We start from the raw sequence: 19,573 nt of genomic DNA, 5'->3' as shown, positions 1-19,573 counted from the left end.
GAATGGATCGAAGACTATAATCGCAGCCACCCGCACAAGGGGCTGAAAATGAAATCACCCTGGGAGTACCGGGCGGAACTGGCATCAAACGAATGAGGTGGTGTCCGGTTTAGCGGGGGCAACTACACCACCCAAGCCATTGAATGGCTGAAAACCCTACAAATCGCCGCCTACGGATCTGCGTACGTTTTCCCCGCACGCCGTACCAGTAAGCGTCCACACATGGGACCAGACACCCTCAATCGGGCGATATCAAAGCAATTTGGCCGGGAGCCTGGCCGCAAGAAACAGCCCCCCAACCACATGGGCGACCTCGAACACTTCACCGTCCACGACCTGCGACGCACCTTCCGCAGCCTCGCGGCTGCGGAAGGTGTGCCGAGTCATGTGGCGGAACGGTGTTTGAATCACAAGTTGAAGGGGGTTGAGAGCGTTTATGACCGGTATGATTATTTTGAGGAGCGGCGAGAGGCGCATCGAAACGTGGCGAATGCAGTAGCCGCTCTGGTTTAACCACGAAAGTAGAAGCGCCCCCAAACACCTCGCGCCGTCACCGCTGAAGCCAGGCCCAAACATCGACACTTAGCCAGCCGGTGCGCATAGATCCCGTTCACGCAAAACGCCGACTCAAGACGATCCATCAGGTCCAGCACCGCCTTCGCGTCGGTGGATGTAGTCAACCTATCCACAGAGTGCCGACTTCCTTCCCAACAAAGGCGCTCCGCCTATCATTCCTGCGGATGCTCAGTAGACTGGATATCCACAATACCAATTTCATCTTTAATATCACGGCATCGAGGCCTCGCCATCACCCCCCCCCTCAAACACTCATTTAAAGGCCCGCTATGCTAAAAGTCGCAACATATCATTACCGTTGGCGACCTACGTCGCCCCCAACAGCCTCATGGAGCGGGAAACGGATAATGGACCAACCGCGGCGCTTAAAGCAAAGAGGCCGTACGCGCCAGTAAGGCATCACTCTTAGTGGTCTCCCACTACCTACTTATACTTTCACAGCAGACGGATATAAGTGTTGACTTGTGACGCGGGTCACGTTTTATTCTTTAATAGCCTGTCCGTTCGATCAGCTTGAAGAAACGTTGACACCGCAATTTGCCACCCGCGTCGTTATTCAATGTACGTGAACAGGGCCTAATACCTGCAACATGAATAAAGGAAGATTATAGATGACGATAAGCGTTTTTTTAAGCCACAACCATGAAGACAAGAGTTTTGTGAGAACGCTTGCGAGAGACTTGGAAAGTCATGGTGTTCGTTATTGGCTTGATGAAGCGGAAATGAAAATAGGTGACTCATTGATACAGAAGATACGAGAAGGTATTGATTCTGTAGATTTCTTTGCCGTCATTCTGTCTCCTAATTCTGTTGAGGCACCCTGGGTTGTCAACGAGCTTGATGTTGCCATGAATCATCAGATCAATGGAAAACCTATAAAGATTCTTCCAATCTTGCTCAAAGAGTGTGAGCCACCGGGCTTCCTTGTTGGGAAAGTGTATGGCGATTTCCGGATCGACGATCAGTACGAAGATTCATTCAGAAAGCTCATTAACAGTATCGGTTTGGTCTTCAATAAGAGCGTCATGAATTCTGAAATAATCCCAAACAATCTTGGCACTGCGCTAGATAAAGCCTTTTTAAAAAGCTTACCCTTAATGCCCAAGCCTTTTCATAGGCCATTTCAATATATGGGAATGCCTATCCATAAAGCTGAAACCGAGGTTGGGGCCACAGCGAACGCCGTAGGCAACATTATTGTGGAGAATGATAATTGCAGGATGCTTCTCGAGGCTGAAGGAAATTTTATTAGCTATGTAGAGATTGATCTGAAATCCACTGCTCCACACAATCTAAATCAAGAATTTGATTCAGAACCGGTTCTTGGCTCTTTAAGCATTGGGTTACCGGAACTTGATTTGAAGAGGAAGAAAACTCATTGCCACACCTACTATGACCACAGAAGACAGATCAAGGTTAGTGTCTCGTGCCTTTATGATGGCGCGCCGCTTACAGTTGGATTTAGTTCAAAATACTATGGAATGTAAATCGCACAACAATGCATTGCAGCGGACAAGCCACTGAGCGTGGCGTTATCTGAAAGGAGCTCTCGTGCCGTCTGAACATAAAAATAGATTCATAAGTTACGAGCTCGGGCTTTTAACTATAAAGGCTGCGCTATCAACCAGAGATAAAGAATTTACAGTATATAAGGAAACGATAAAGTCGCATCAGCGAACCCCTGCGAAGGAGGCTATTCGCGAAGTGCTAGACGAAATTGAGATCATGTACTCGCCTGTATTGTTTCCTGAGGATCACGCTAAGCACATTGAGAATACAGCAAAAAAACTTACCGATAAGATAGGCAAATATTTAAAGGGAGATAGATTTAGAATTGGTATTACCCAAAAGCTAATTAATATGCATTTAAAGTATCTTTGGTGTTCGAATTTGATTAGCGAGCCTCCTCATTGCCCGATTGATGGTATAATCCGAGATAAAGCAAAGATATGTGATCCATCTTTCAGCTATGATTGGATCAAAAGTGACTGCATTGAAGAGTATAAATCTGCAGTTATATCCTTGGAAAACATAGCAAAGAAACGAGGAAAAAGTATTGCTCAATGGGAGCTGCACGAGTTTAAGCGTCGTAATAATAATTAAGTCAGCTAACAATCGTCTCATGTGCGACCTCCGTTTCGCTGAGATTTCTTGTGGTAGATGTCATCAAAGTGCCAGCTACACTTTGATGCTGTAACCGCGTTTTAGTAACCAAAGAGGGAATCTTTGCCAACCAAACCAGACATCAGCAAAAAAGAGGGCCTTGTTCGAACCTACGAGCTCTTCGAGGAGTTGCAAGCGGATGTCACGCGCGCTTATAAGGTGCTGGAAGAACGGAGAGATTCTCAGTTCCTGCGTCGGACAACCGTTCGAGCAATATTTGCCCTTATAGAAGCTTCGGCGGAAATCATAAAGTCAGAGATACGCTCAACTCTTAGACTGGAGGGCGGTAAAGATCGTCTATCCCAGAAAGAGCTAGGCGTTCTAGGTGGCCTTTCTATTACTCCTGGACCCAGGGATCAGAAGTTCCTGCCCCTAGAAGACAACCTCAAGCTTACATTTAAGCTTGCGGCCAAGACTTGGGGCCTAGCTGAATTCCAACTTGATGCTGGAGGCGAAAGCTATCGAGATTTTCTTCAGGCAAAAGACGCCCGGAACCGTCTCACCCATCCAAGAACGTACTATGATATTCAGGTCACAGATGAAGACATGCATTGTCACACTGTCGCATTTTACTGGTTATGCCGCGAATTCAATAGACTATTTCAGCATCGAGTTAAGTTTTTGGCTGAGCAGATTCCTGAAGAAGATAGAGAGGCATTTCTTAAAGGTCACGGGGGCGGCCTAAAAAGCTGCGACTGGCGTTAGGCTCAAGAAAGAGTAGCTTTTATATGATGGTGAGTGACGAACAGTATCGCGGGCATAAGGTGTTTTCCGAGCTGGATAAGTATATTGATTTTTATCATAGCTTGTCCATGTCCGTCATGAGTTTCGCCGCCATAGGCATTACGGCTTTCGTAAGTATGGATACTTACGTGTACTCGTCAATCCAGGGAACGGTTGATTCGATAAGGGTTCTTCTTGAAAAAGGAAGAATCAATGATTGCTATAGCCTAATCAGGAAGTATTTTGATTCAGTCATTATAAACGCCTACTCAAATTTATATCTCAGGGACCATCGAGATATCGAGAACCACATAGTAGAAAAAGTCAATAACTGGCTGCATGGAAAGGAGCGAATCCCAGAATACAGGATAATGTCACAGTACATAAGGAATAGCAGGGATCTTAAAGAAATAAACGACCTTCTATATATCGACGATTCATACAGAAAAATCAGGAAACGCTGCAACAACCACACGCATTACAACTATTTTCAAAATGTTCTTCTTAACGACAGGGACATCTATTTGAAAGACAGAGCTAGCTCTTTAGATGAGCTGTCGGAAGATGTAAGATCTATATTCATTCTTCACTTGTCTTACATTTGTACTATCTGCCAGTACTACATGACATCTAGTGACTACCTAGATCATCTTGAGTGCGGCGTGACCCCACCAGAGAATTCTCAATACTGGGTTGCTCCTTTTTTTCAAAGTGTATTTTCCAAAATATTGATGAAAGAAAGACCGGATATAGGAAGCGTTATTTTAAATAATACCCCGATGCACTTGGAGGGAACACATGCCTAATCATCGAAGGCACGGAGATACTTTTTCCATGACGGCTTCACAGCCATTCCAACAACACGCATTCTGCAAGCATTAAAGTCTATGGAAACCTCTCTTGCATTAATCAAAGATCAAGACGCGAGCCTGCTTGCATGCCCTTGGTTCTTATGCGGGCATTGCGGAGTGGTGGACCGCGACATGCAGCGTATGCGGCCCGGTAACGCGTGTAAGTCTTGCGGGCTACCTAGTGAAAGCGGGCGCCTATACTTCCCGGTGACTATCCACATTCTAGTCGACCTCGTTCATCAGGCCTATCACTCAAATGCCCCTGTCGGCCCAATTCATGGCCCGCAAACGGGCGCTGTTGGAACAATCGTATTCTTCTGTGCTCTACGGGAGGCTCTTCTGGTTCAGTTCCTTAAAGAACACATGGAGGCCCAACAGTTGCCACAAGGAATAATCGACCGGCTGCTCAGCGACAACAAGCTGGCCAACCAACGTTTCGGGCAACTTTTCAAGTCCGTCGTCGGCTCAAAATGGCGTGTCGCGGTAGAAGAAGTCTCGACCGAAGGCTGTAGTTTCGTCGCGGTTTCAGAGCTGATGATAATAGCGTCTGAGGTGCGGAACGACTTTATGCACACGGGTTCGGCATGGCAGGCTACAGAGGAGTTAGCAACGGATTGCGTTAACAACCTTCCCATGCTCACACACCTTTTCGCAGAGCTCCACAATCACTACGTCAGACCAATTCAGCACAGAACCTGATTTCAGCGTTACAGGGAACCCCGGTGGGAGGTTGCAAGATGGCAAACGATGTTAAAGTCCAGACAAGCCCATTAAATCAGCATCTGAACACAGACGGCAAAACCACCATGGTAGAAATTTGTCTTGGTAACGGGCAAGCTGGTGTATAACGATTACGCTGGCTACAAGGCGGGCTTCGGCGAGGGCATCACTGAAATCGGCTGCCTGCCCCTCACTCATCGTAAGTTCCACGAGCTGCACCTGGCCAACAGGAGTGAGCTGGCCGCCCACGCGCTGTATAGCATCGAACGCGACCTCAAGGACCTGCCCGACTAAGACCGGCAGCGGTACTGACACGAAAAGGCCCAGCCCATAGCCGGCATCCTGCACCAATGGATGATCGCGCGACGGCAAAAAGTCCCGGACGGGTCAAGGCGTTGGACCATAGCCTGAAACTCTGGGCGGTGCTGACGCGCCACCTGGACAATGGTGCGGTGCCGATCGACAAACAACTGGGCGGAAGACCAAATCCGGATCTGGGCGCTTGGGCATGTCAACGTCAGCGCGGTTTGACCGCATTCCATCAATTTAGATTGTCCGGTTTTCATCACTGCTCGGTGTCCGTAACAGGGTTTAGATCGTCAGTGGCCTTTACGGAGATCCACATTTGCGGACAGGTCTAATGCGCGGCTTGTGCCCCAGAGCGGTTCATACAGGGCTACCCGAACGTGGCGCGGCCACCAGTCAACGCCTCCCATTTTCTCCATCCCGTCGGAGGACGAAAACAGAGGAGCAAACGGTTCTGCCATTAACGTCGCAAAGGCTCTCTTGGCAGAGACTGTCAAATCTCCAGAGACCTTATAAGAGCATGGCGCAACTGCAGGAGCATTACTTCGATTCTACAAGCGTCGTTATTACAGGATAGATGCCTTCCATCCACGTCATCCGCAATGTTCCAAGAGCCGTCCCTGGCTGTGTAACCCATTAGTGCTTTCTGTCTCTCGGAGGATTCGGATCATTACCGTAACTATCAGAATCCCGGATTCGACCGTCCCTGCCATGCGTGACCAACTCCACCCGATCTTTCTTGGCCATGTCGCGCCCCTGCCGCATAGCCTCAGCCTGCGTACGATGAACACTTGATGCCCGGGAACCGCCTTCACGCCGGGAAGCCCAGCCATCTTTGTGTGGGACGATGTGGATATTCCGTTTCTTCGTCATTGCTCAGCCCCCTTTTTAGCAGGTGCAATCAGGCAGATGATCAAGATTATTTCGTTCGGTTTTGTCCCAATCGGACCTAAGATACTTCCCATTTGGGCCATCAACCACTCGAATCGGTGTTCTTGATCCGTCCTTCATTGGAACGTAGTACTTATACGCACCACCCTCAATGTCCCTAATCGCATCCGCTTTCCGTCGGGGCGACCAAAACTGTCCGGAGTTGCACAATGCTGTGATATCGCCATCTCTGTCTTTCGCTGTCTGAAATACTGCTCTTTCAATTACCATGCCTTTTACCTCTAAACACGTCATTTTGGAAAGGAGCGGAAGATGAAACCGCCCCTTATGAGGTGTATTCTCCTGAGAAGGGAAATTTGGACGCTCATCATCATGTCCAAATCAGGAAACTAGAGAGAAGTAACTGTCTAGGAGGGGGGGGATGACGCGTAGTGAGGAAGACTATCTCAGCACGAACGAGGTGAACGCCAAGCTATCATGTCTGTTGAAAGCGGACCTCCTACGGCTAAGACGCATAGCGGAGCTCCAGGCACATAAGCTTCGAGATTGCGACCCTGACGATTTACTAGCTGAAGGGCTCGACCGAGTGATCTCAGGTGTCAGACGGTGGCCAAGAGGCGTTGAAACAGCGACTTTTATGCGGATGGTCTTTGGCAGCATCGTCTCATCCAAAGCCAAACACGCGGTCCTTGTTAGCCAACATGAGGTGACTGTTGAAGTAGATCCGTCTGGAAATCCGGATGCCGGTGATTTCACTACAGAAGCCGGCACAAACTCTGATCCAGCCGATGAGGTGTACGCGCATGAGATGCTTGAGAAGGTCGCAAGCAAGCTCGCTAATGACCCGCATGCACAGGCGCTAGCACTTGCCCTCGGCGAGGGCTTGACAGCTAGTGAAACCCAATCCCAGTTCCACATGTCTCAGAATCAGTACGACTCTGCGCGAAAAAGACTCCGCCGTGTCGTCAGCAGGTTAATTGCCGAGGAGAACGCACCATGACGGGAGCTCGAAGCGATCTAGAACGCTGGCATGCTGTCTTGGATGCACTGTCAGATGAAACTGCCGAAATGTCAGATAAAATGATTATGCGGGAGTTTGGTGCGGATGCGGACCAGACAAGCAGTATTGTGAGAAATCTTATCCGGCATTCAGTCGGCGACGTCAACGTTACGCCTTATGAAGCTACGAGAGACGCGTTGGATAAAGAGAAATTCATTATTAGAGAGTCGAGCTTGCCAAGAACGGCGGAAGAGCGGCGCTCGTTGCTCACCCTAATACTGACCGGTGGGCATCGCTGGTCAGATTCAGCAACTCTGGCTTTCAGAGAGTTGGATGACCCCTCCGATTTATCCGACGAAGAAATCGCCGGTATATTGGAAGATCTCGCCGAGCTAAACGGCGAAGGTGACAGCTGATGAGGCGAAATATTACGCCAGAAAGGCTCTGGCAGGAGATGGGAATCCTGAGCCCTGACGACGTTGATATAGAAGTCATGGCGTACTTCTGTGGCGTACGAGTTAAGTACAGAGAGCTGACCAGCTGTGCTGCTCGAATCGTAGGGAAGGGCAACAAGGCTATCATCACGGTTGATCAAGATGCATCAATTGAGCGACAGAGATTCTCAATCGCTCACGAATTGGGGCATTGGGCTCAAGATCATGGGCAAGTTTCCGTCAGTTGCCGCTCCAAGGACCTGACGCCGTTTAAACTTAAGGACTATAAGGGTGACAGAGAAGCGGCCGCAAATCGGTTTGCGGTTGAGCTATTGATGCCTACTTACCTTTTCAAAGAAGCAGCTCGAGGCATGGCTGCCACCATGGCCAACGCCTCCGCCCTAGGAAGGCAATTTCGAGTCAGTTTGACCGCAGCTGCGATACGCTTGGTTGAACTGGGTAGCTTTCCTGCAATTGTTGTCTGCTCGAACAACGGAGGATACCGTTGGAGCTGGAGGCATCCCGACATACCTCTTTCAATACGCGTTAACAGACTGATTGGCAGGAATTCAGTAGCTCATAGCCTCCGAGTGGATGCCAGTATAGCTTCCCCAGGCCCCACCACTGTGGATGCGGATGAATGGGTCAATCATGCTGGTGTCGAACACTATGTGGTTGTTGAGGATTCCGTGCGAGTTGGGAGAGGCTCCGTTCTCTCTTTGGTTTGGTGGGAAGATGAAACCGCCCTCATAAGGTCAGAATTAGACGAAAACTAGCAACCCGGTCCGTTGGCTTAGATTAGAGAATCAGAGACGGATATCTGGTAAAGATAGCTCGAAAGAGCGCGGCTTCTTTCCTATTCCGGACGATGGCATACATCGAACTATCTTTTACAGCCTTGCCCTGAGAGTAGGGAATCCGGATGTGCGATTTTTTCAATTCGCACTGAACGCTTCGTAGTAAGCGTACCTCAACCCCAAAACCAGCGCCAACGTCGCCGTCACTTTTCCCGTGAGTTCAAGGCCCACATCGTGGCCACATGGCATGTCCACGTCCCAGATTGCCCTGGACAATCAACTCAACGCCAATCTGGTCCAGTGATGGATTCGGGAAGCGCAGCAAACCTGTAATGAGGTATCGCCGGTCTTAGTGCCCTTGGCGGTGTCGCCCACTTCAGCATCGGCGTCGCTCACAAGGCCCCGACCCGGGGATCGACACGACCACATCCGCATTGAAGTGGCTCGCTCAGACGGCTCTCGCGTCGAGGAATGGCCTGATAAGCAGGCCCATCAGTGCCAGGTCTACGCGCGGCGCAATTTCCACGACCTACATGCGGCCAGCAAGAGCAAGTTGGCCATCCGGGCGTGAAACGGCATCGAAAGGGAACTCAAGGACTTCCCGGATCAAGACCGACAGCGTCTACGCGACGAACAAGCCCGGCCCATTGCCCAAGCCCTGTACCAATGGATGATCTTGCAACGGCAGAAGGTGCCGGGCGGTTCGGGTACTGCCAGAGCATTGGATTACAGCCTGAAACGCTGGACGGCGCAGATGCGCTACCTGGATGATGGGGCGGTGCCGATCGACAACAACCAGGTGGAAAACCGGATCCGGCCCTGGGCGACTGGGGCGCAATAACTGGCTGTTCGCCGGTTTCCTACACAGCGGCCAGCGTGATGAGCCTGGTCCAATCGGCAAAGCTGAACGGCCACGATCCTTACGCCCATCTGAAGGACGTGCTTAACCGGCTGCCGATGCCCATTGGCGAACTCCTGCCGCACAACTGACAACCGGTCATCACTAACAAGATGTGACTGCCGGACGCTTACGGAACAATCGCTCCTGGATTTCCTCACCGGCTTTGGGCACGCCGCAGCGAACCCATTTGCTCTCAGCCAGTACGCTGGGCAAGTCAACTTTGGGGAGCCCCCGGGGCAGAAGCGGCCAACCGTGATCGGTAACGACGCACACTCGCTTCCAGTCACGGTCGTGGCCTTCATCGTCAATGTCACCAGACTCACACTAGTCGAAACCTTCCCCTGGCTCTCCTCTATTTTACCCAGCAGCGTCCAGCTGACGTCCTCCAGCCGTTTCTTGAGGTGATAACCGCCTTTCAGGGACTGGCCGGTCGCTGCCACGGCGGACCCGAAATCCGCGCTGCCATCTTCCCCCCGAATTTTATCCCGGACCGGTGCAACCACCGCCGTGCCAGTGGAGGTCACGGTCTGCTAGAGGACGCTGGCAGGGCTACCTGGATGTCTGGGTTAAATATGGCGACGTCTCGGATAACCTTTAACAAGGTATCGACCACTTTCACTTGTAAGGCCCCGGATTAGCAGTGGTTATCATTCATCGTTATCCTTTCCAAAATCTGACCTCACCCACTCTGCCTCCCTGACATAGCTTTCTGATAAGCCCCGCAAGGTCACTGCTAACCTGTGGAAGCCTGCGTTCTCAGCATCCTCGGCCTTCTTCCCGTACTTCTCAGCTAGATCCATTTCCGGCTTACCGGATGGGTCAACCGTGTGAACACCGCGAGAGTTGTACAAAGCGGTTCTGAAACCATCACGCATCTCGTCCGAGTAGCGATCATTCAGCGCTCCAGCCACGGTTTTGTTGATCCATAAACCATCTTCATCGGCAGGTGAATAAATTAAGGCTTCGCCAATGTTGATAAGTGCAACTTCCAAATGACCTGTCTCTATACAGACCTCTCTAACCCTTTGAAGCCAACCTTTTAAGTGCCCAGAATCAAACGTTCCGTCATCCCTAAGTCCAGGCGGTCTAGTCCACTCACTGAGCAATCGGTAGGCGTTGGTGGCTATAGCCTTTTGTTCATCAGAAGGCTCTTCGGCTTTGTCTCCCTCTTTGTTCGAACGGTAAATAAGTTGAATCACTTCGCAGAAAAAATCAGGCTCATTGGCCAATTTCCGATGTAGAAAAACAGGTTTGTTCCCATCGAGTTGATTAAGTAATGGCAAATAAGCCCATTCAACTCTGAAAAGGTCATCATCACTAACGGAGCTATCCGACTGTAAGTGCTTTATTAGCTCAACCATGTGATAACTATCCATGGCATGGTTTGGCTCGCTGGATTTCAGTGCTCCAAGAAGAGCACGTACGCACTGACTTGGATCAATTGTATTCTTCGAGTGCAGCATTCTTTCCAGACAGTTTATGGCAGCGTGTGGCCGCCCGTATTCGAGTAGCTTATCAATGGCATATCCAATATCTTCCTCGGCCTCGTAGGGAAAAGCACTTGCCCGATTCCAGTACTGACCCTCATGTTTGCCGAGCCACTGGCCTACTCGCTCCCAAGCATCTCGAGTGAAAGGCAAACAAGCCAGAAATTGTCCTATTTGTCTGTGGCTCCATTCCGCTCTATTTAATCTGTCGCACCAAGCCCAACCCTCATCATGACGGCGACGCCATATAAAGGCACTCACCACATCCAAGTGCTTTTCGTTCTCCGAATCCAAGAAATCCGGCAACAGTGTTTTCTCAATCTCTGGTGTCGCTATGGCAGCCAACGCGGCGCCAAAATCGCGAGGTGATGTAACTGATTCGGCAAACCGAATTGCTCCATCGATGCCATATTGTTCCGTAATTTTTTGGACAACTGATGTTCGCCGCTCATCGAGCTTTATGCGCTGCTCTTTCCAGTTTCCAGATTCCTCATAGAGATCGAAGTCCCGACCGGAAAACAGTTCTGCGTATAAAAGAAACGGATCGGTTGGGGCCAGTCCTTCCATGGCCACCTCAATTGGCGCTATCAATTCGTTAGGCAAAGCCCATTTAGCGTCAGCGTGGCGCCTGTGCTTTTTAGTGAACTTGCTGAGTCGACGCCACAGAGACTGCTTCTGCTCCTCTGGAAGGCCTTTAATGGCGTCTGAAGAAAGAGTTTCTATGAGTTGATCGAAAGCAGGCTTTGTCAGGCTCTCAAAGCGATCGATCAAATCGGAAAGCTTTCCAACATCCTGTCCCGCGGCACTCACCACAAGCTCTGCATAGGTCGAGGTTTGCTGCCAATACTCGTTCGTAGTGACCCCTTTTTCCCAATCGTCCGGGATGGCTTCCCTCCATTTTGGCTTGTGGGTGCCGCTAGTAGTCTGATGTTGATTGGGTAATAGGCTTAGGAGCAGGTTCCAGCCGACATCTGGCCATTCACTGAGAACGGTCTGTACCGCCACTTTGCGCTTTTCAATGCTCGCAAGAGTATGCGGCATCCAGGGAAGCAAAATATCCGTCAATGAATTTCCAGGACGGTTTGCCCATTGGCCCCCGGGGTCATGACTTGCCAACTCAGCAAGTAGATCACATACGGGAACGAGAAACTGTTCCTCCCAAGCCAAGCCCTCCAAAGCCCAAAGCAACCCTGTCATGTAGTTGCTCCCATTGAAGCCGTTGCCCTCCTGCGCAAAGAGTTCATCAAAAGGGCTGGGCTCCAGCCGAAGGGCTCTTTGAACCGCCTCAAGAAACTCCCTGGGTGCTGCTTCGGCCAGCGAGGGGAGAAGGTTGTTAAGGCTACCCCACAGGCGCCAGTCAGCTCCGTCAAAGATCTCCCGAATAGCGAGAACGGCAGTGATTTCAGCATTTCCCTGAGAGCAATTGTTACAATACTCTGGCAGAGCCCCAAGGATCGCTAGCCCTTCAGCAACGCCCTGCCGAATCGCTGGGGACCAATTCGGAACTTTCCCGTGAACTCTGGCAGCGTAGCGTTCATCTGAAGGCAGTTCGAAAGCTGGGTCTGACTCCTTAAGAATGGATACAGCCAGTTCTTTAAAAATATTCAAGTTTTGATCGAGAATTCGAGAGCCGAGTTGCCGCCAGAGCTCTGATCGATTGAGAACGTTCCAAACTCCGTTCTTAAGGGACAATGGACTACCTGATTGATGGAGTATTTCGCGCGCTTTCTTAATCCAGTCGTCGTAATCTATGCCGAGCAATGCAGTCAGCGTACGTACGTCGCACTCTTGGTTCTCATTCCAAGAACCAATAAGAGTAGCGAGCGCTATATAAGACGCGTCCGGATGTTGCTCCCAGTTTGCCTCATGAGTCTCCCTGCTTGCCCTAAGCCGCTCGGGCACTTCGGTAACGACCTTTTGCTTGAACGCATCTATGACATCTTCTGGCAAGTTGTTGTGTGTGATGGTTCCCGCATCCTGATTCCAGGACTGAACGATATCTACAAGCCGAGACCAGAGCCAATGGGGATATTGAGGGTGGAACTGTGAAATATGAGAGTGAAGCAGTGATATGATTACTCCCGCTTCACCGCCTAGGTCATAGCCCAACAAGTGGAAGTGCCGTAGAAAGCTATATAAATCCGCTTCTCTAACATCAGTCCCGCCATTTGCAACCTTCAAATGATGCTTAATGGCCTCTAGCTTTTCAACGCTTTTGGATGGACTAAAGTTAGCTTGCTTTACGTTTCTGAGGAATTCGTCAACGTTTTTTGTATGTCTTGCTTGATTCAAAAGCCAAGGAACATTCTTGGCGTCGACCCCATTCAAAGGGCCAGTTATTAATGCAATTACGTCTTTATTCTGTGAAAACGTGGCCGGATTATTAAAGTCATTCCAAGCGGACTGAATGACCTCTCCGAAAACAGCATCCCGCTTGGTCACTGAGATAGCGTGCTTTACTTGACCAATAAGCTTTCTTCGCTCTTTGAGGTCTGTATTCTTAACGTAGACGATCAAGTCATCGGTATCATACCCATCGATCTTGCCTTGCAGCTTGATTTCACTAATGGGCCAGCACGGTAAACTGGGCGCGAATCCACCGGTCAGCATTAGAGCAACGAACGAGGCCTGCACCTGCGCCTCAAAATGCAGTCCTCCTCCGCCTGTTGAAAAGGGATTGCTCAGCTTGCTCACCTATATTCTCCTATACAAACCTTTCTTCAACCAAAATCAGATGGCTGTCATTTATCTAATCACCGCTGATGATGCTACGCAGAGCCCTTTTAAGATTTGGGTTCTGGTCACGAATACTTATCCCGATTCTCCTGACAATGCTGTCTTACAACTTCAACCCAGCGCTCATACCAATGCCAATATTTTCCTGCCACCAAAGCACCGTATCCTTTGGCTGGATTCTTCGCATCAAGTTGCTTCCATAATTCTGTGTGATTATGAAGTGAAAACTTGTAATAACCTTGATCTTTCATCAAGTCCACAACTTGTTTTGGCAGGTACTTCATTCTTTCAGTTTCTTTAATTACTGCGTATTCTTTATTAATAGTCTCTGCTAGAGGAGAGTTACTTTTAACAAACTCGATAACACGATCAGCTTGCCCTTTACGATTTGCCGTTTTAGGGACGAACAGAATCCTATATGCATAGCGGGGATTAGAAAACTCTTCATCTGACAACCCCAAATCAAAGCTCTGAATGTAACTCTGTATATTTGAAGGCAATCCCGGCTGATCTTCCAACAACTCTTTTTGCTCAGTAGATATCGTTGAAAACTGCAGACTAAAAGAAAGATGTCTTTCGACTCCTTTGTCAGTTCCAAACAGTTGTTTTATGTATTCATTATAGTTAAGCCCACATGCCTGAAAGCGCGCGCTTAATACATCGTCTATCCGTGTTGTCATCTGATGCTCGATTTCGTGACGCAATCCGATCAAAAAACGCAGGTTATTAGACGTGTCTTTATCCAATGGAGAATCGGCATCATTCAGGCAGCGCTCAAGCTCCCAGTACTTGTAAGCACCATGTTTGGTTTTGTCGAATTCACGCCGCTGTCCTCTCTGCTGGTAATATCGATACTCAATTTTCTGATCCCTGAAATAAGCATGGAGAAGATACGTCCAAGCAATAATCATCAGAACCACATAGGATTCCGACTTGAAGCTGATATTCGGGTTGTTGAAAATTTGCACAGCAGCAAGAGCAGCCTCTCGAGATTTTTTTAAGAGTTCGCCCTTAATGGAACCAACACGTCGAATCCGCTTGCTCATCTTACTTCCTCCTGAATTCTCTGCTGCCATGCCAGCACTATGGCCTTGTTCCCTTTAGCCACCTCTTGAATGATTGTTGCCAGTGCCGCTGTCTCGGTCTTGTGCGTTCCAACATAACCGGAACGAATCAAGCTAAGCATGTCGGCTTCTCGGAGATAGGTTCCATTCAGGGCTTCGTAGCTGAGGCGAACCCCGCCCATAGGGCCTCTGGCTTCAGGGGCCGCAAGTATTTTGTTCAGATGATCAAGGGAGACAAAAAACGACTGGTGAGTATCTTCTATGACCTTTCGCTTCACAAACTTGAAGAAAAATGGGTTACGACTCAGCCTGTAGTCACTGAAAGGACCTGCCAAGTTGGGGAGCTGCATCCGGGCGATTTCATCGCGCAATTGCTGGTTAGGCCGAAATATCCAATCACGGTTGTCTTTATCCTTTTTGTCTTCTTCCAGCATCTTGTACTGGACCATCACTATGTTGCCCAGGGTTTCGTTAATATAGATGAGATCAACGCCAAGCATTTGTTCCAAGGGCAGTTTGTTAGCGGTGTAAATTACCAGCCGCTCATCTCCTTTTCTAAAGACAGCTCGCCCTGTCACGTCAGTGGAAACAGCGTCGAACCCAGGCAGACGCGATGCATCTGAATGCACCACGTTATCCTCGTAGAGGTGAGCTCCGATTAGACCGAGGCCAGATGATGCACCTCTCTTCAGGATTAACTGATCCGGCAAGGCACTGCTCCGGATTCCAAAAGCGACCATTGCGGACTTAATGGCATCTTCCTGTGCCCAGGTGGTGTTAGTTACACGCCTCAAACCTGGCAAAAGGGAGAGAGCTGTATCCAGCGCAGTCTGATTCCGGTAATCAGCAGCCAAGAGTTCGACTAAGTGTGCGCTGAGTTTGGGCGAAAGATTTGTAACTCCCCCCTCATCTGGAAGACGGTCCCTCAGTAAGCGCTTCATTCGAGAGTCGGCAACCAAGCTCTCCAAACTCTCAATTGAGTCGGGTTTCAACACTCTAAGTTTCTTGAGGGTTATTCGTGAGTCAAATGTACTAACCGCAGTTTTACGGGTGACTGTGGCTAGATAACACTTGGTTGCATCGTCGTCGTGAACCTCAAGCAGGCAGGGCGTTGGCAGTTTGACAACCTGGAAGATGAAGTGGGGTTTAACCATGGTGAGATGTTCAAACCCCTGCCGTGAATTGTGCAGGGATTCAGAAAACGCCTCATCGAGGCGAATCAAGATCATAGGCTTTTTCTTGACCCAATTGGCGATCTTGACAGCTGTACTCATTTGACCGCCTCCCGAGCAGTCCGTTTCTCAACTAGGGTCACATGGTAATCGTTGATGCGCTCACCTTTGAAGGTTTGGTACCAGGGCGCTGACTCCACATCCTTACCGCGGTCTTTGGTCCATTTGATGTTGGGTTTGTCGCGCAGGATGCCAGCGCCTTTTTTTTGGCGTCGCCTACGGTCATGAAGGGGCGGATGTTGAGGCGGACGCCGTCGTTGAGGTCCGGGTCCCAGCCTATGGATTGCTGTTCAATAGGCTTCCAGCGGACGAAGATGTCGTAGGGGGCTTTGCCTTCGAGGATCTGTTCCAGTTTCTTCTTCAGGGATTCAGCGGCGGCCCGGCGTTCTTCGGAGCCGTCGACGCCGCTGGCTAGGTCCTGCTTTTGGCGGCTGATCCAGTCGCCCAGGTAGGTGTAGATCAGGGTTTCCAGGTTCTTGCGGTCCAGCTTGTGGTAGTTGACCGAGGCCGCGAAGTCGCCGGACAAGCCATCCCATATATGCCAGATAAAGGCGCAGTGGACACGCAGGGAAAGACTGTCCGGGTAGCCGTGACGCTCCCGGCGCTGCCGGGTTTTCAGGTTGTGGTGTCGGCTTTCCATTTTGCTGTCCCTTTTTGCCATGCCGTCCCCAATCGCGGCCTGGCGGCGCCTTTCTGGCGCGGGGCTTTTCGTTGTACGAGTGTGAACTTTATCACATACGTTGGTTTGAGCCAGTCCGACAGCTCCCACTTTCTTCGCGACAGGAACTGTCGCCCCCAGCATCCATACTCGCATTATCGCGTCCGAGCCAAATCATGTTCCGCCACCGGCCAGCGATGCCATTAGCAGACGACAAACAATCGGGATGGATAAGAACGATGCTCCACAATTCGATGCGAAGGATTCTCTCTCGCCACGGGGATTCCAGCACCACGGAACCAGCTATTTCATTCGGGATGACAATGAGAATGGGCGCCAAACACCTCTACTCAAGCAAATTTCAGATACATACCACCGTCATGACGGAGCCCCCGGTGTGGCTTCTTGTCCTGCTCTTTCCCTCATCCCCCAATATGGAGACGGTATGTTCCCCATTTGCCCCAAATGCGGCTCTTCCCGAACCCTCCGGCATCACGACGGCCGCAAGGTCTGCGGCGCTCTGGGCTCGGCAGCCGGTGCCGCCGGCGGTTTTTCCGCCGCGCTGTCCGGCGCTCGCGCCGGCATGGTCGTGGGTACCCTGGCGGTGGGATTTGGCCCGGCGGTGGGATTTGGCCCGGCGGTGGGCGGTCTGGCGGGGGCCCTGGTAGGAGCCCTCGCCGGCGGCTTTGCCGGTGGTTCCGCCGGTGCCTTGGTCGGCGACATGCTCGATGATCTGGTGCTCGACAGCCAGGAGTGTCTGGAGTGCGGTCATCGCTTTCCGGCTCCGGCCCAGCCTCCGCCTTCCAGGGATTGATGTCCCCTTTCCCCTCTTGTCTTGTTCAGCCCGCGCTTGCGGGCTTTTTTATGTTTGGAGACCGCTATGGCCAAAGATGTCCCTTCCACGTGCGAGGACAGCGTACTTCACCGCGTGCCGTGTTATCTGTCCCGCGACGAACTGATTAACACCGCCTCGGCGCTGTTACTGGAGGACCTGGTCAGTCAGGACCGCCTGTCCGATCCCGAGGAGGCGGTGGACTTCCTGAAGCTGACCCTGGCGCAGCACCCCACCGAGCACTTCGGCGTGCTGTTCCTGACCAACAAGAACCGGGTGATCGCCTACGAGCACCTTTTTCAGGGGTCCATCGACACCACTACCGTCCATCCCCGGGTGATCGCCCAACGGGCGTTGGCGCTGAACGCGGCGGCGGTGATCCTGGCCCACAACCATCCGTCCGGCTGTTCCCAGCCCTCGACGGCGGATCGCACCAGTACCCGCCGGATGACGCAGGCGTTGGAGCTGGTGGACGTCCGGGTCCTGGATCATCTGATCGTGACCCCCACCGAATGGACCAGTCTCGGCCGTCTCGGGTTTCTTTAAGTGGATTTGAGCGGGCGTCGTCCCGCGCCCCACCCACCTGTCTGACGGCCTTGCCCACCTTCGTTTCTTCTCTTTCTTGCCGGCCCGTCATCCGACGGCAATCCCTATTGCTCTCCATTAAGGAAAGTCATCATGGCACATCTTGTCGAAAACATGGCCTATGTCGGCCAAACGCCCTGGCACGGCCTGGGCAATCGTTTAACCCCGCATCAACCGCTTGAGGTCTGGCGCCACCAAGCCGGCCTGGACTGGCACATCGAAGAAGCCCCGGTCCGTTTTATCGACAGCCCGCGCGGCGGCCTCGGGGAGATCCTGTCCTTCGAGGATCATAAGGTGCTCTATCGCTCCGACAGCCGCGCACCGCTTTCCGTGGTCAGCCAGCGTTACAAGGTGGTGCAGCCGGAGGCCATATTGGAGTTCTACCGGGATCTGACCGAGGTGTCCGGCTTCGAGCTGGAGACCGCCGGAGTCCTCAGGGGTGGCCGCAAGATCTGGGCGCTGGCCCGCACCGGCCAGACCGGCGTGCTCAAGGGCAGCGACCGCACCGACGCCTACGTCCTGCTGGCCACCGCCTGTGACGGCACCATGGCCACCACGGCCCAGTTCACCAGTGTTCGGGTGGTCTGCAACAACACGCTGGCGGTGGCGCTGAACGGCCAGAGCCAGGCGGTGAAGGTCTCCCACCGATCGGTGTTCGATCCGGACGCGGTCAAGCGCCAGCTGGGGATTTCCGTGTCCGCCTGGGACGAGTTCATGTACCGCCTCAAGCGGCTGAGCGAGCGCCAGGTCAAGGACACCGAGGTACGGACCTTCCTCCGAGGCGTCTTTCAGGACGAAACCGCCCAACGGGCCAAGGCGACGATCACGCCCGTCAACGAACGCGCCATGGAAACGGTCAGGGCCCTGTACGACGGCCGGGGCCGGGGCGCTCATTTGCCCTCCTCACACCGCACCGCTTATGGCCTGTTGAACGCGGTCACCGAGTTCGTCGATCACGAACGGCGCAGCCGCACCGCCGATCATCGCCTGGACTCCGCCTGGTTCGGCCAGGGCGCCACCCTCAAACGCAAGGCGCTGGACCAGGCACTGCGGCTGACGGCATGACGCCCTTTGCCCACGACATGCCATACCCCCACCAGAGCGGTAGGCTCTGGTGGGCGTTGTTATGGAGGATAATCGATAATGAAAACGACCCCACTGTATTTCCGCCCTTGTGGACAGGCGGCGGACCGGGTCAGTGAGACCTTACCCACGGGGGTAGCGGCCGTTTGGGGAGCCGCCCTGTTCGACGGCTTGATGGGCTCACCGGAAGTCCCCGGTCGCGGCCCGCGTCTTCGGCCCTGCGGGCACGGCGAATGGATCGATCTGATCTGCGCCAGCACCCGCTATCTGGCGCCGCTCTGGACCTGTTGCCGGCGCTACTGGCCACCGGGCGCACCGGAGGACGGGGCCTTCGAAGCGGACGTGGTACGCCCCTTCGGTGAACTGCTCGGTTACCATTTGGTTCTGCACCAGGGGCAGTGGCCCTCGGACACTGAAGCGGAAGCGGTCATCCACGATCTCGTCACCGCGTTTTTTTATCGGTATCCGTCGGGGCCTTCCGCGTCCGCGTAGCCCACTCTTCCCCGATCTCGTCTTCTCTCTCCCTTCTCGATC

18 protein-coding genes and 4 pseudogenes are annotated in these 19,573 nt (G+C 51.9%); 16 read left to right on the top strand and 6 right to left on the bottom strand.

All coding sequences use genetic code 11. The annotated features are described in order from the left end of the window. The 8 genes and pseudogenes from E0L37_RS21595 to E0L37_RS20165 form a co-directional block, all read left to right on the top strand. Window positions 1-96: pseudogene (locus tag E0L37_RS21595) on the top strand (IS3 family transposase); the annotation flags it as partial. 36 nt (window positions 97-132) lie between these two features. Further along, window positions 133-513, top strand: a pseudogene (locus E0L37_RS21890) (integrase); the annotation flags it as partial. A 674-nt stretch (window positions 514-1,187) separates the two neighbouring features. Further along, window positions 1,188-2,063 (top strand): toll/interleukin-1 receptor domain-containing protein, encoded by an 876-nt coding sequence (locus E0L37_RS20190; protein ID WP_133493443.1) that lies wholly within the window; start codon window positions 1,188-1,190, stop codon window positions 2,061-2,063. Window positions 2,064-2,127: 64 nt separating this feature from the next. Further along, window positions 2,128-2,679 carry a hypothetical protein gene (locus E0L37_RS20185; RefSeq protein WP_133493442.1) on the top strand — a complete coding sequence of 184 codons (552 nt, stop codon included), beginning with the start codon at window positions 2,128-2,130 and terminating at the stop codon, window positions 2,677-2,679. 123 nt (window positions 2,680-2,802) lie between these two features. Further along, complete coding sequence (locus E0L37_RS20180; RefSeq protein ID WP_133493441.1) at window positions 2,803-3,444, top strand: hypothetical protein; 642 nt, start codon at window positions 2,803-2,805, stop codon at window positions 3,442-3,444. Window positions 3,445-3,467: 23 nt separating this feature from the next. Further along, on the top strand, window positions 3,468-4,268 hold the full coding sequence (locus tag E0L37_RS20175) for a hypothetical protein (protein ID WP_133493440.1): 801 nt from the start codon (window positions 3,468-3,470) through the stop codon (window positions 4,266-4,268). An 81-nt stretch (window positions 4,269-4,349) separates the two neighbouring features. After that, window positions 4,350-5,012 (top strand): hypothetical protein, encoded by a 663-nt coding sequence (locus E0L37_RS20170; protein WP_133493439.1) that lies wholly within the window; start codon window positions 4,350-4,352, stop codon window positions 5,010-5,012. Window positions 5,013-5,144: 132 nt separating this feature from the next. Continuing rightward, window positions 5,145-5,549, top strand: a pseudogene (locus E0L37_RS20165) (transposase); the annotation flags it as partial. A gap of 426 nt (window positions 5,550-5,975) precedes the next feature. Here E0L37_RS20165 and E0L37_RS20160 read toward each other — a convergent pair. Together E0L37_RS20160 and E0L37_RS20155 are read right to left on the bottom strand one after the other, a co-directional pair. Beyond that, window positions 5,976-6,212, bottom strand: a complete 237-nt coding sequence (locus tag E0L37_RS20160) for a DUF2188 domain-containing protein (RefSeq protein ID WP_133493438.1) — start codon at window positions 6,210-6,212, stop codon at window positions 5,976-5,978. A 15-nt stretch (window positions 6,213-6,227) separates the two neighbouring features. Beyond that, complete coding sequence (locus tag E0L37_RS20155; RefSeq protein WP_133493437.1) at window positions 6,228-6,500, bottom strand: DUF3892 domain-containing protein; 273 nt, start codon at window positions 6,498-6,500, stop codon at window positions 6,228-6,230. A 151-nt stretch (window positions 6,501-6,651) separates the two neighbouring features. Between E0L37_RS20155 and E0L37_RS20150 the strand changes: the two genes are divergently transcribed. The 4 genes and pseudogenes from E0L37_RS20150 to E0L37_RS20135 form a co-directional block, all read left to right on the top strand. Next, a complete protein-coding gene (locus E0L37_RS20150) occupies window positions 6,652-7,230 on the top strand; it encodes a hypothetical protein (protein WP_133493436.1) in 579 nt (192 codons plus the stop codon). After that, window positions 7,227-7,646, top strand: coding sequence for a hypothetical protein (locus E0L37_RS20145; RefSeq protein ID WP_133493435.1), 420 nt, complete (start codon window positions 7,227-7,229; stop codon window positions 7,644-7,646). Before E0L37_RS20150 ends, E0L37_RS20145 begins: the two co-directional genes overlap by 4 nt. Then, window positions 7,646-8,440, top strand: coding sequence for an ImmA/IrrE family metallo-endopeptidase (locus E0L37_RS20140; RefSeq protein ID WP_133493434.1), 795 nt, complete (start codon window positions 7,646-7,648; stop codon window positions 8,438-8,440). Before E0L37_RS20145 ends, E0L37_RS20140 begins: the two co-directional genes overlap by 1 nt. 517 nt (window positions 8,441-8,957) lie before the next feature. Beyond that, a pseudogene (locus tag E0L37_RS20135) lies at window positions 8,958-9,451 on the top strand (transposase); the annotation flags it as partial. A gap of 558 nt (window positions 9,452-10,009) precedes the next feature. Here E0L37_RS20135 and E0L37_RS20130 read toward each other — a convergent pair. From E0L37_RS20130 to E0L37_RS21710, 4 genes are all read right to left on the bottom strand, one after another. Beyond that, the gene (locus E0L37_RS20130) at window positions 10,010-13,543 is read right to left on the bottom strand and encodes a hypothetical protein (RefSeq protein ID WP_133493433.1); all 3,534 of its coding nucleotides are present in this window, start codon (window positions 13,541-13,543) and stop codon (window positions 10,010-10,012) included. Window positions 13,544-13,650: 107 nt separating this feature from the next. Then, the gene (locus E0L37_RS20125) at window positions 13,651-14,631 is read right to left on the bottom strand and encodes a DUF3644 domain-containing protein (protein ID WP_133493432.1); all 981 of its coding nucleotides are present in this window, start codon (window positions 14,629-14,631) and stop codon (window positions 13,651-13,653) included. Next, the gene (locus E0L37_RS20120) at window positions 14,628-15,923 is read right to left on the bottom strand and encodes a hypothetical protein (RefSeq protein ID WP_133493431.1); all 1,296 of its coding nucleotides are present in this window, start codon (window positions 15,921-15,923) and stop codon (window positions 14,628-14,630) included. Before E0L37_RS20120 ends, E0L37_RS20125 begins: the two co-directional genes overlap by 4 nt. 37 nt (window positions 15,924-15,960) lie before the next feature. Continuing rightward, window positions 15,961-16,695, bottom strand: coding sequence for a hypothetical protein (locus E0L37_RS21710; RefSeq protein WP_205655662.1), 735 nt, complete (start codon window positions 16,693-16,695; stop codon window positions 15,961-15,963). A gap of 289 nt (window positions 16,696-16,984) precedes the next feature. On the opposite strand from E0L37_RS21710, the gene E0L37_RS20110 reads away from it, so the two are divergent. The 4 genes from E0L37_RS20110 (at window position 16,985) to E0L37_RS20095 (ending at window position 19,531) form a co-directional block, all read left to right on the top strand. Next, window positions 16,985-17,353, top strand: a complete 369-nt coding sequence (locus tag E0L37_RS20110; protein WP_133493430.1) for a hypothetical protein — start codon at window positions 16,985-16,987, stop codon at window positions 17,351-17,353. Between the two features lie 66 nt (window positions 17,354-17,419). After that, the gene (locus E0L37_RS20105) at window positions 17,420-17,917 is read left to right on the top strand and encodes a RadC family protein (protein ID WP_133493429.1); all 498 of its coding nucleotides are present in this window, start codon (window positions 17,420-17,422) and stop codon (window positions 17,915-17,917) included. 132 nt (window positions 17,918-18,049) lie between these two features. Next, window positions 18,050-19,021: a DUF932 domain-containing protein gene (locus tag E0L37_RS20100; protein WP_133493428.1), complete on the top strand. Its 972-nt coding sequence runs from the start codon at window positions 18,050-18,052 to the stop codon at window positions 19,019-19,021. Between the two features lie 78 nt (window positions 19,022-19,099). Then, entirely contained in the window at window positions 19,100-19,531 is a 432-nt protein-coding gene (locus E0L37_RS20095; protein WP_133493427.1) for a hypothetical protein, read from the top strand. Window positions 19,532-19,573 lie beyond the last annotated feature (42 nt).

It is taken from the genome of Alcanivorax sp. 24, assembly GCF_004360225.1.
GTDB classification, from domain to species: domain Bacteria; phylum Pseudomonadota; class Gammaproteobacteria; order Pseudomonadales; family Alcanivoracaceae; genus Alloalcanivorax; species Alloalcanivorax xiamenensis.
This window is presented reverse-complemented; position numbering and strand designations above follow the sequence as displayed.

What these genes read in the sequence shown, in the direction of transcription:
- E0L37_RS20190 (WP_133493443.1), top strand. Translation starts at nt 1,188, where the DNA reads ATGACGATAAGCGTTTTTTTAAGCCACAACCATGAAGACAAGAGTTTT.
- E0L37_RS20175 (WP_133493440.1), top strand. Translation starts at nt 3,468, where the DNA reads ATGATGGTGAGTGACGAACAGTATCGCGGGCATAAGGTGTTTTCCGAG.
- E0L37_RS20170 (WP_133493439.1), top strand. Translation starts at nt 4,350, where the DNA reads ATGGAAACCTCTCTTGCATTAATCAAAGATCAAGACGCGAGCCTGCTT.
- E0L37_RS20160 (WP_133493438.1), bottom strand. Translation starts at nt 6,212, where the DNA reads ATGACGAAGAAACGGAATATCCACATCGTCCCACACAAAGATGGCTGG.
- E0L37_RS20155 (WP_133493437.1), bottom strand. Translation starts at nt 6,500, where the DNA reads ATGGTAATTGAAAGAGCAGTATTTCAGACAGCGAAAGACAGAGATGGC.
- E0L37_RS20150 (WP_133493436.1), top strand. Translation starts at nt 6,652, where the DNA reads ATGACGCGTAGTGAGGAAGACTATCTCAGCACGAACGAGGTGAACGCC.
- E0L37_RS20145 (WP_133493435.1), top strand. Translation starts at nt 7,227, where the DNA reads ATGACGGGAGCTCGAAGCGATCTAGAACGCTGGCATGCTGTCTTGGAT.
- E0L37_RS20140 (WP_133493434.1), top strand. Translation starts at nt 7,646, where the DNA reads ATGAGGCGAAATATTACGCCAGAAAGGCTCTGGCAGGAGATGGGAATC.
- E0L37_RS20125 (WP_133493432.1), bottom strand. Translation starts at nt 14,631, where the DNA reads ATGAGCAAGCGGATTCGACGTGTTGGTTCCATTAAGGGCGAACTCTTA.
- E0L37_RS20120 (WP_133493431.1), bottom strand. Translation starts at nt 15,923, where the DNA reads ATGAGTACAGCTGTCAAGATCGCCAATTGGGTCAAGAAAAAGCCTATG.
- E0L37_RS21710 (WP_205655662.1), bottom strand. Translation starts at nt 16,695, where the DNA reads ATGCGAGTATGGATGCTGGGGGCGACAGTTCCTGTCGCGAAGAAAGTG.
- E0L37_RS20110 (WP_133493430.1), top strand. Translation starts at nt 16,985, where the DNA reads ATGTTCCCCATTTGCCCCAAATGCGGCTCTTCCCGAACCCTCCGGCAT.
- E0L37_RS20105 (WP_133493429.1), top strand. Translation starts at nt 17,420, where the DNA reads ATGGCCAAAGATGTCCCTTCCACGTGCGAGGACAGCGTACTTCACCGC.
- E0L37_RS20100 (WP_133493428.1), top strand. Translation starts at nt 18,050, where the DNA reads ATGGCACATCTTGTCGAAAACATGGCCTATGTCGGCCAAACGCCCTGG.
- E0L37_RS20095 (WP_133493427.1), top strand. Translation starts at nt 19,100, where the DNA reads ATGAAAACGACCCCACTGTATTTCCGCCCTTGTGGACAGGCGGCGGAC.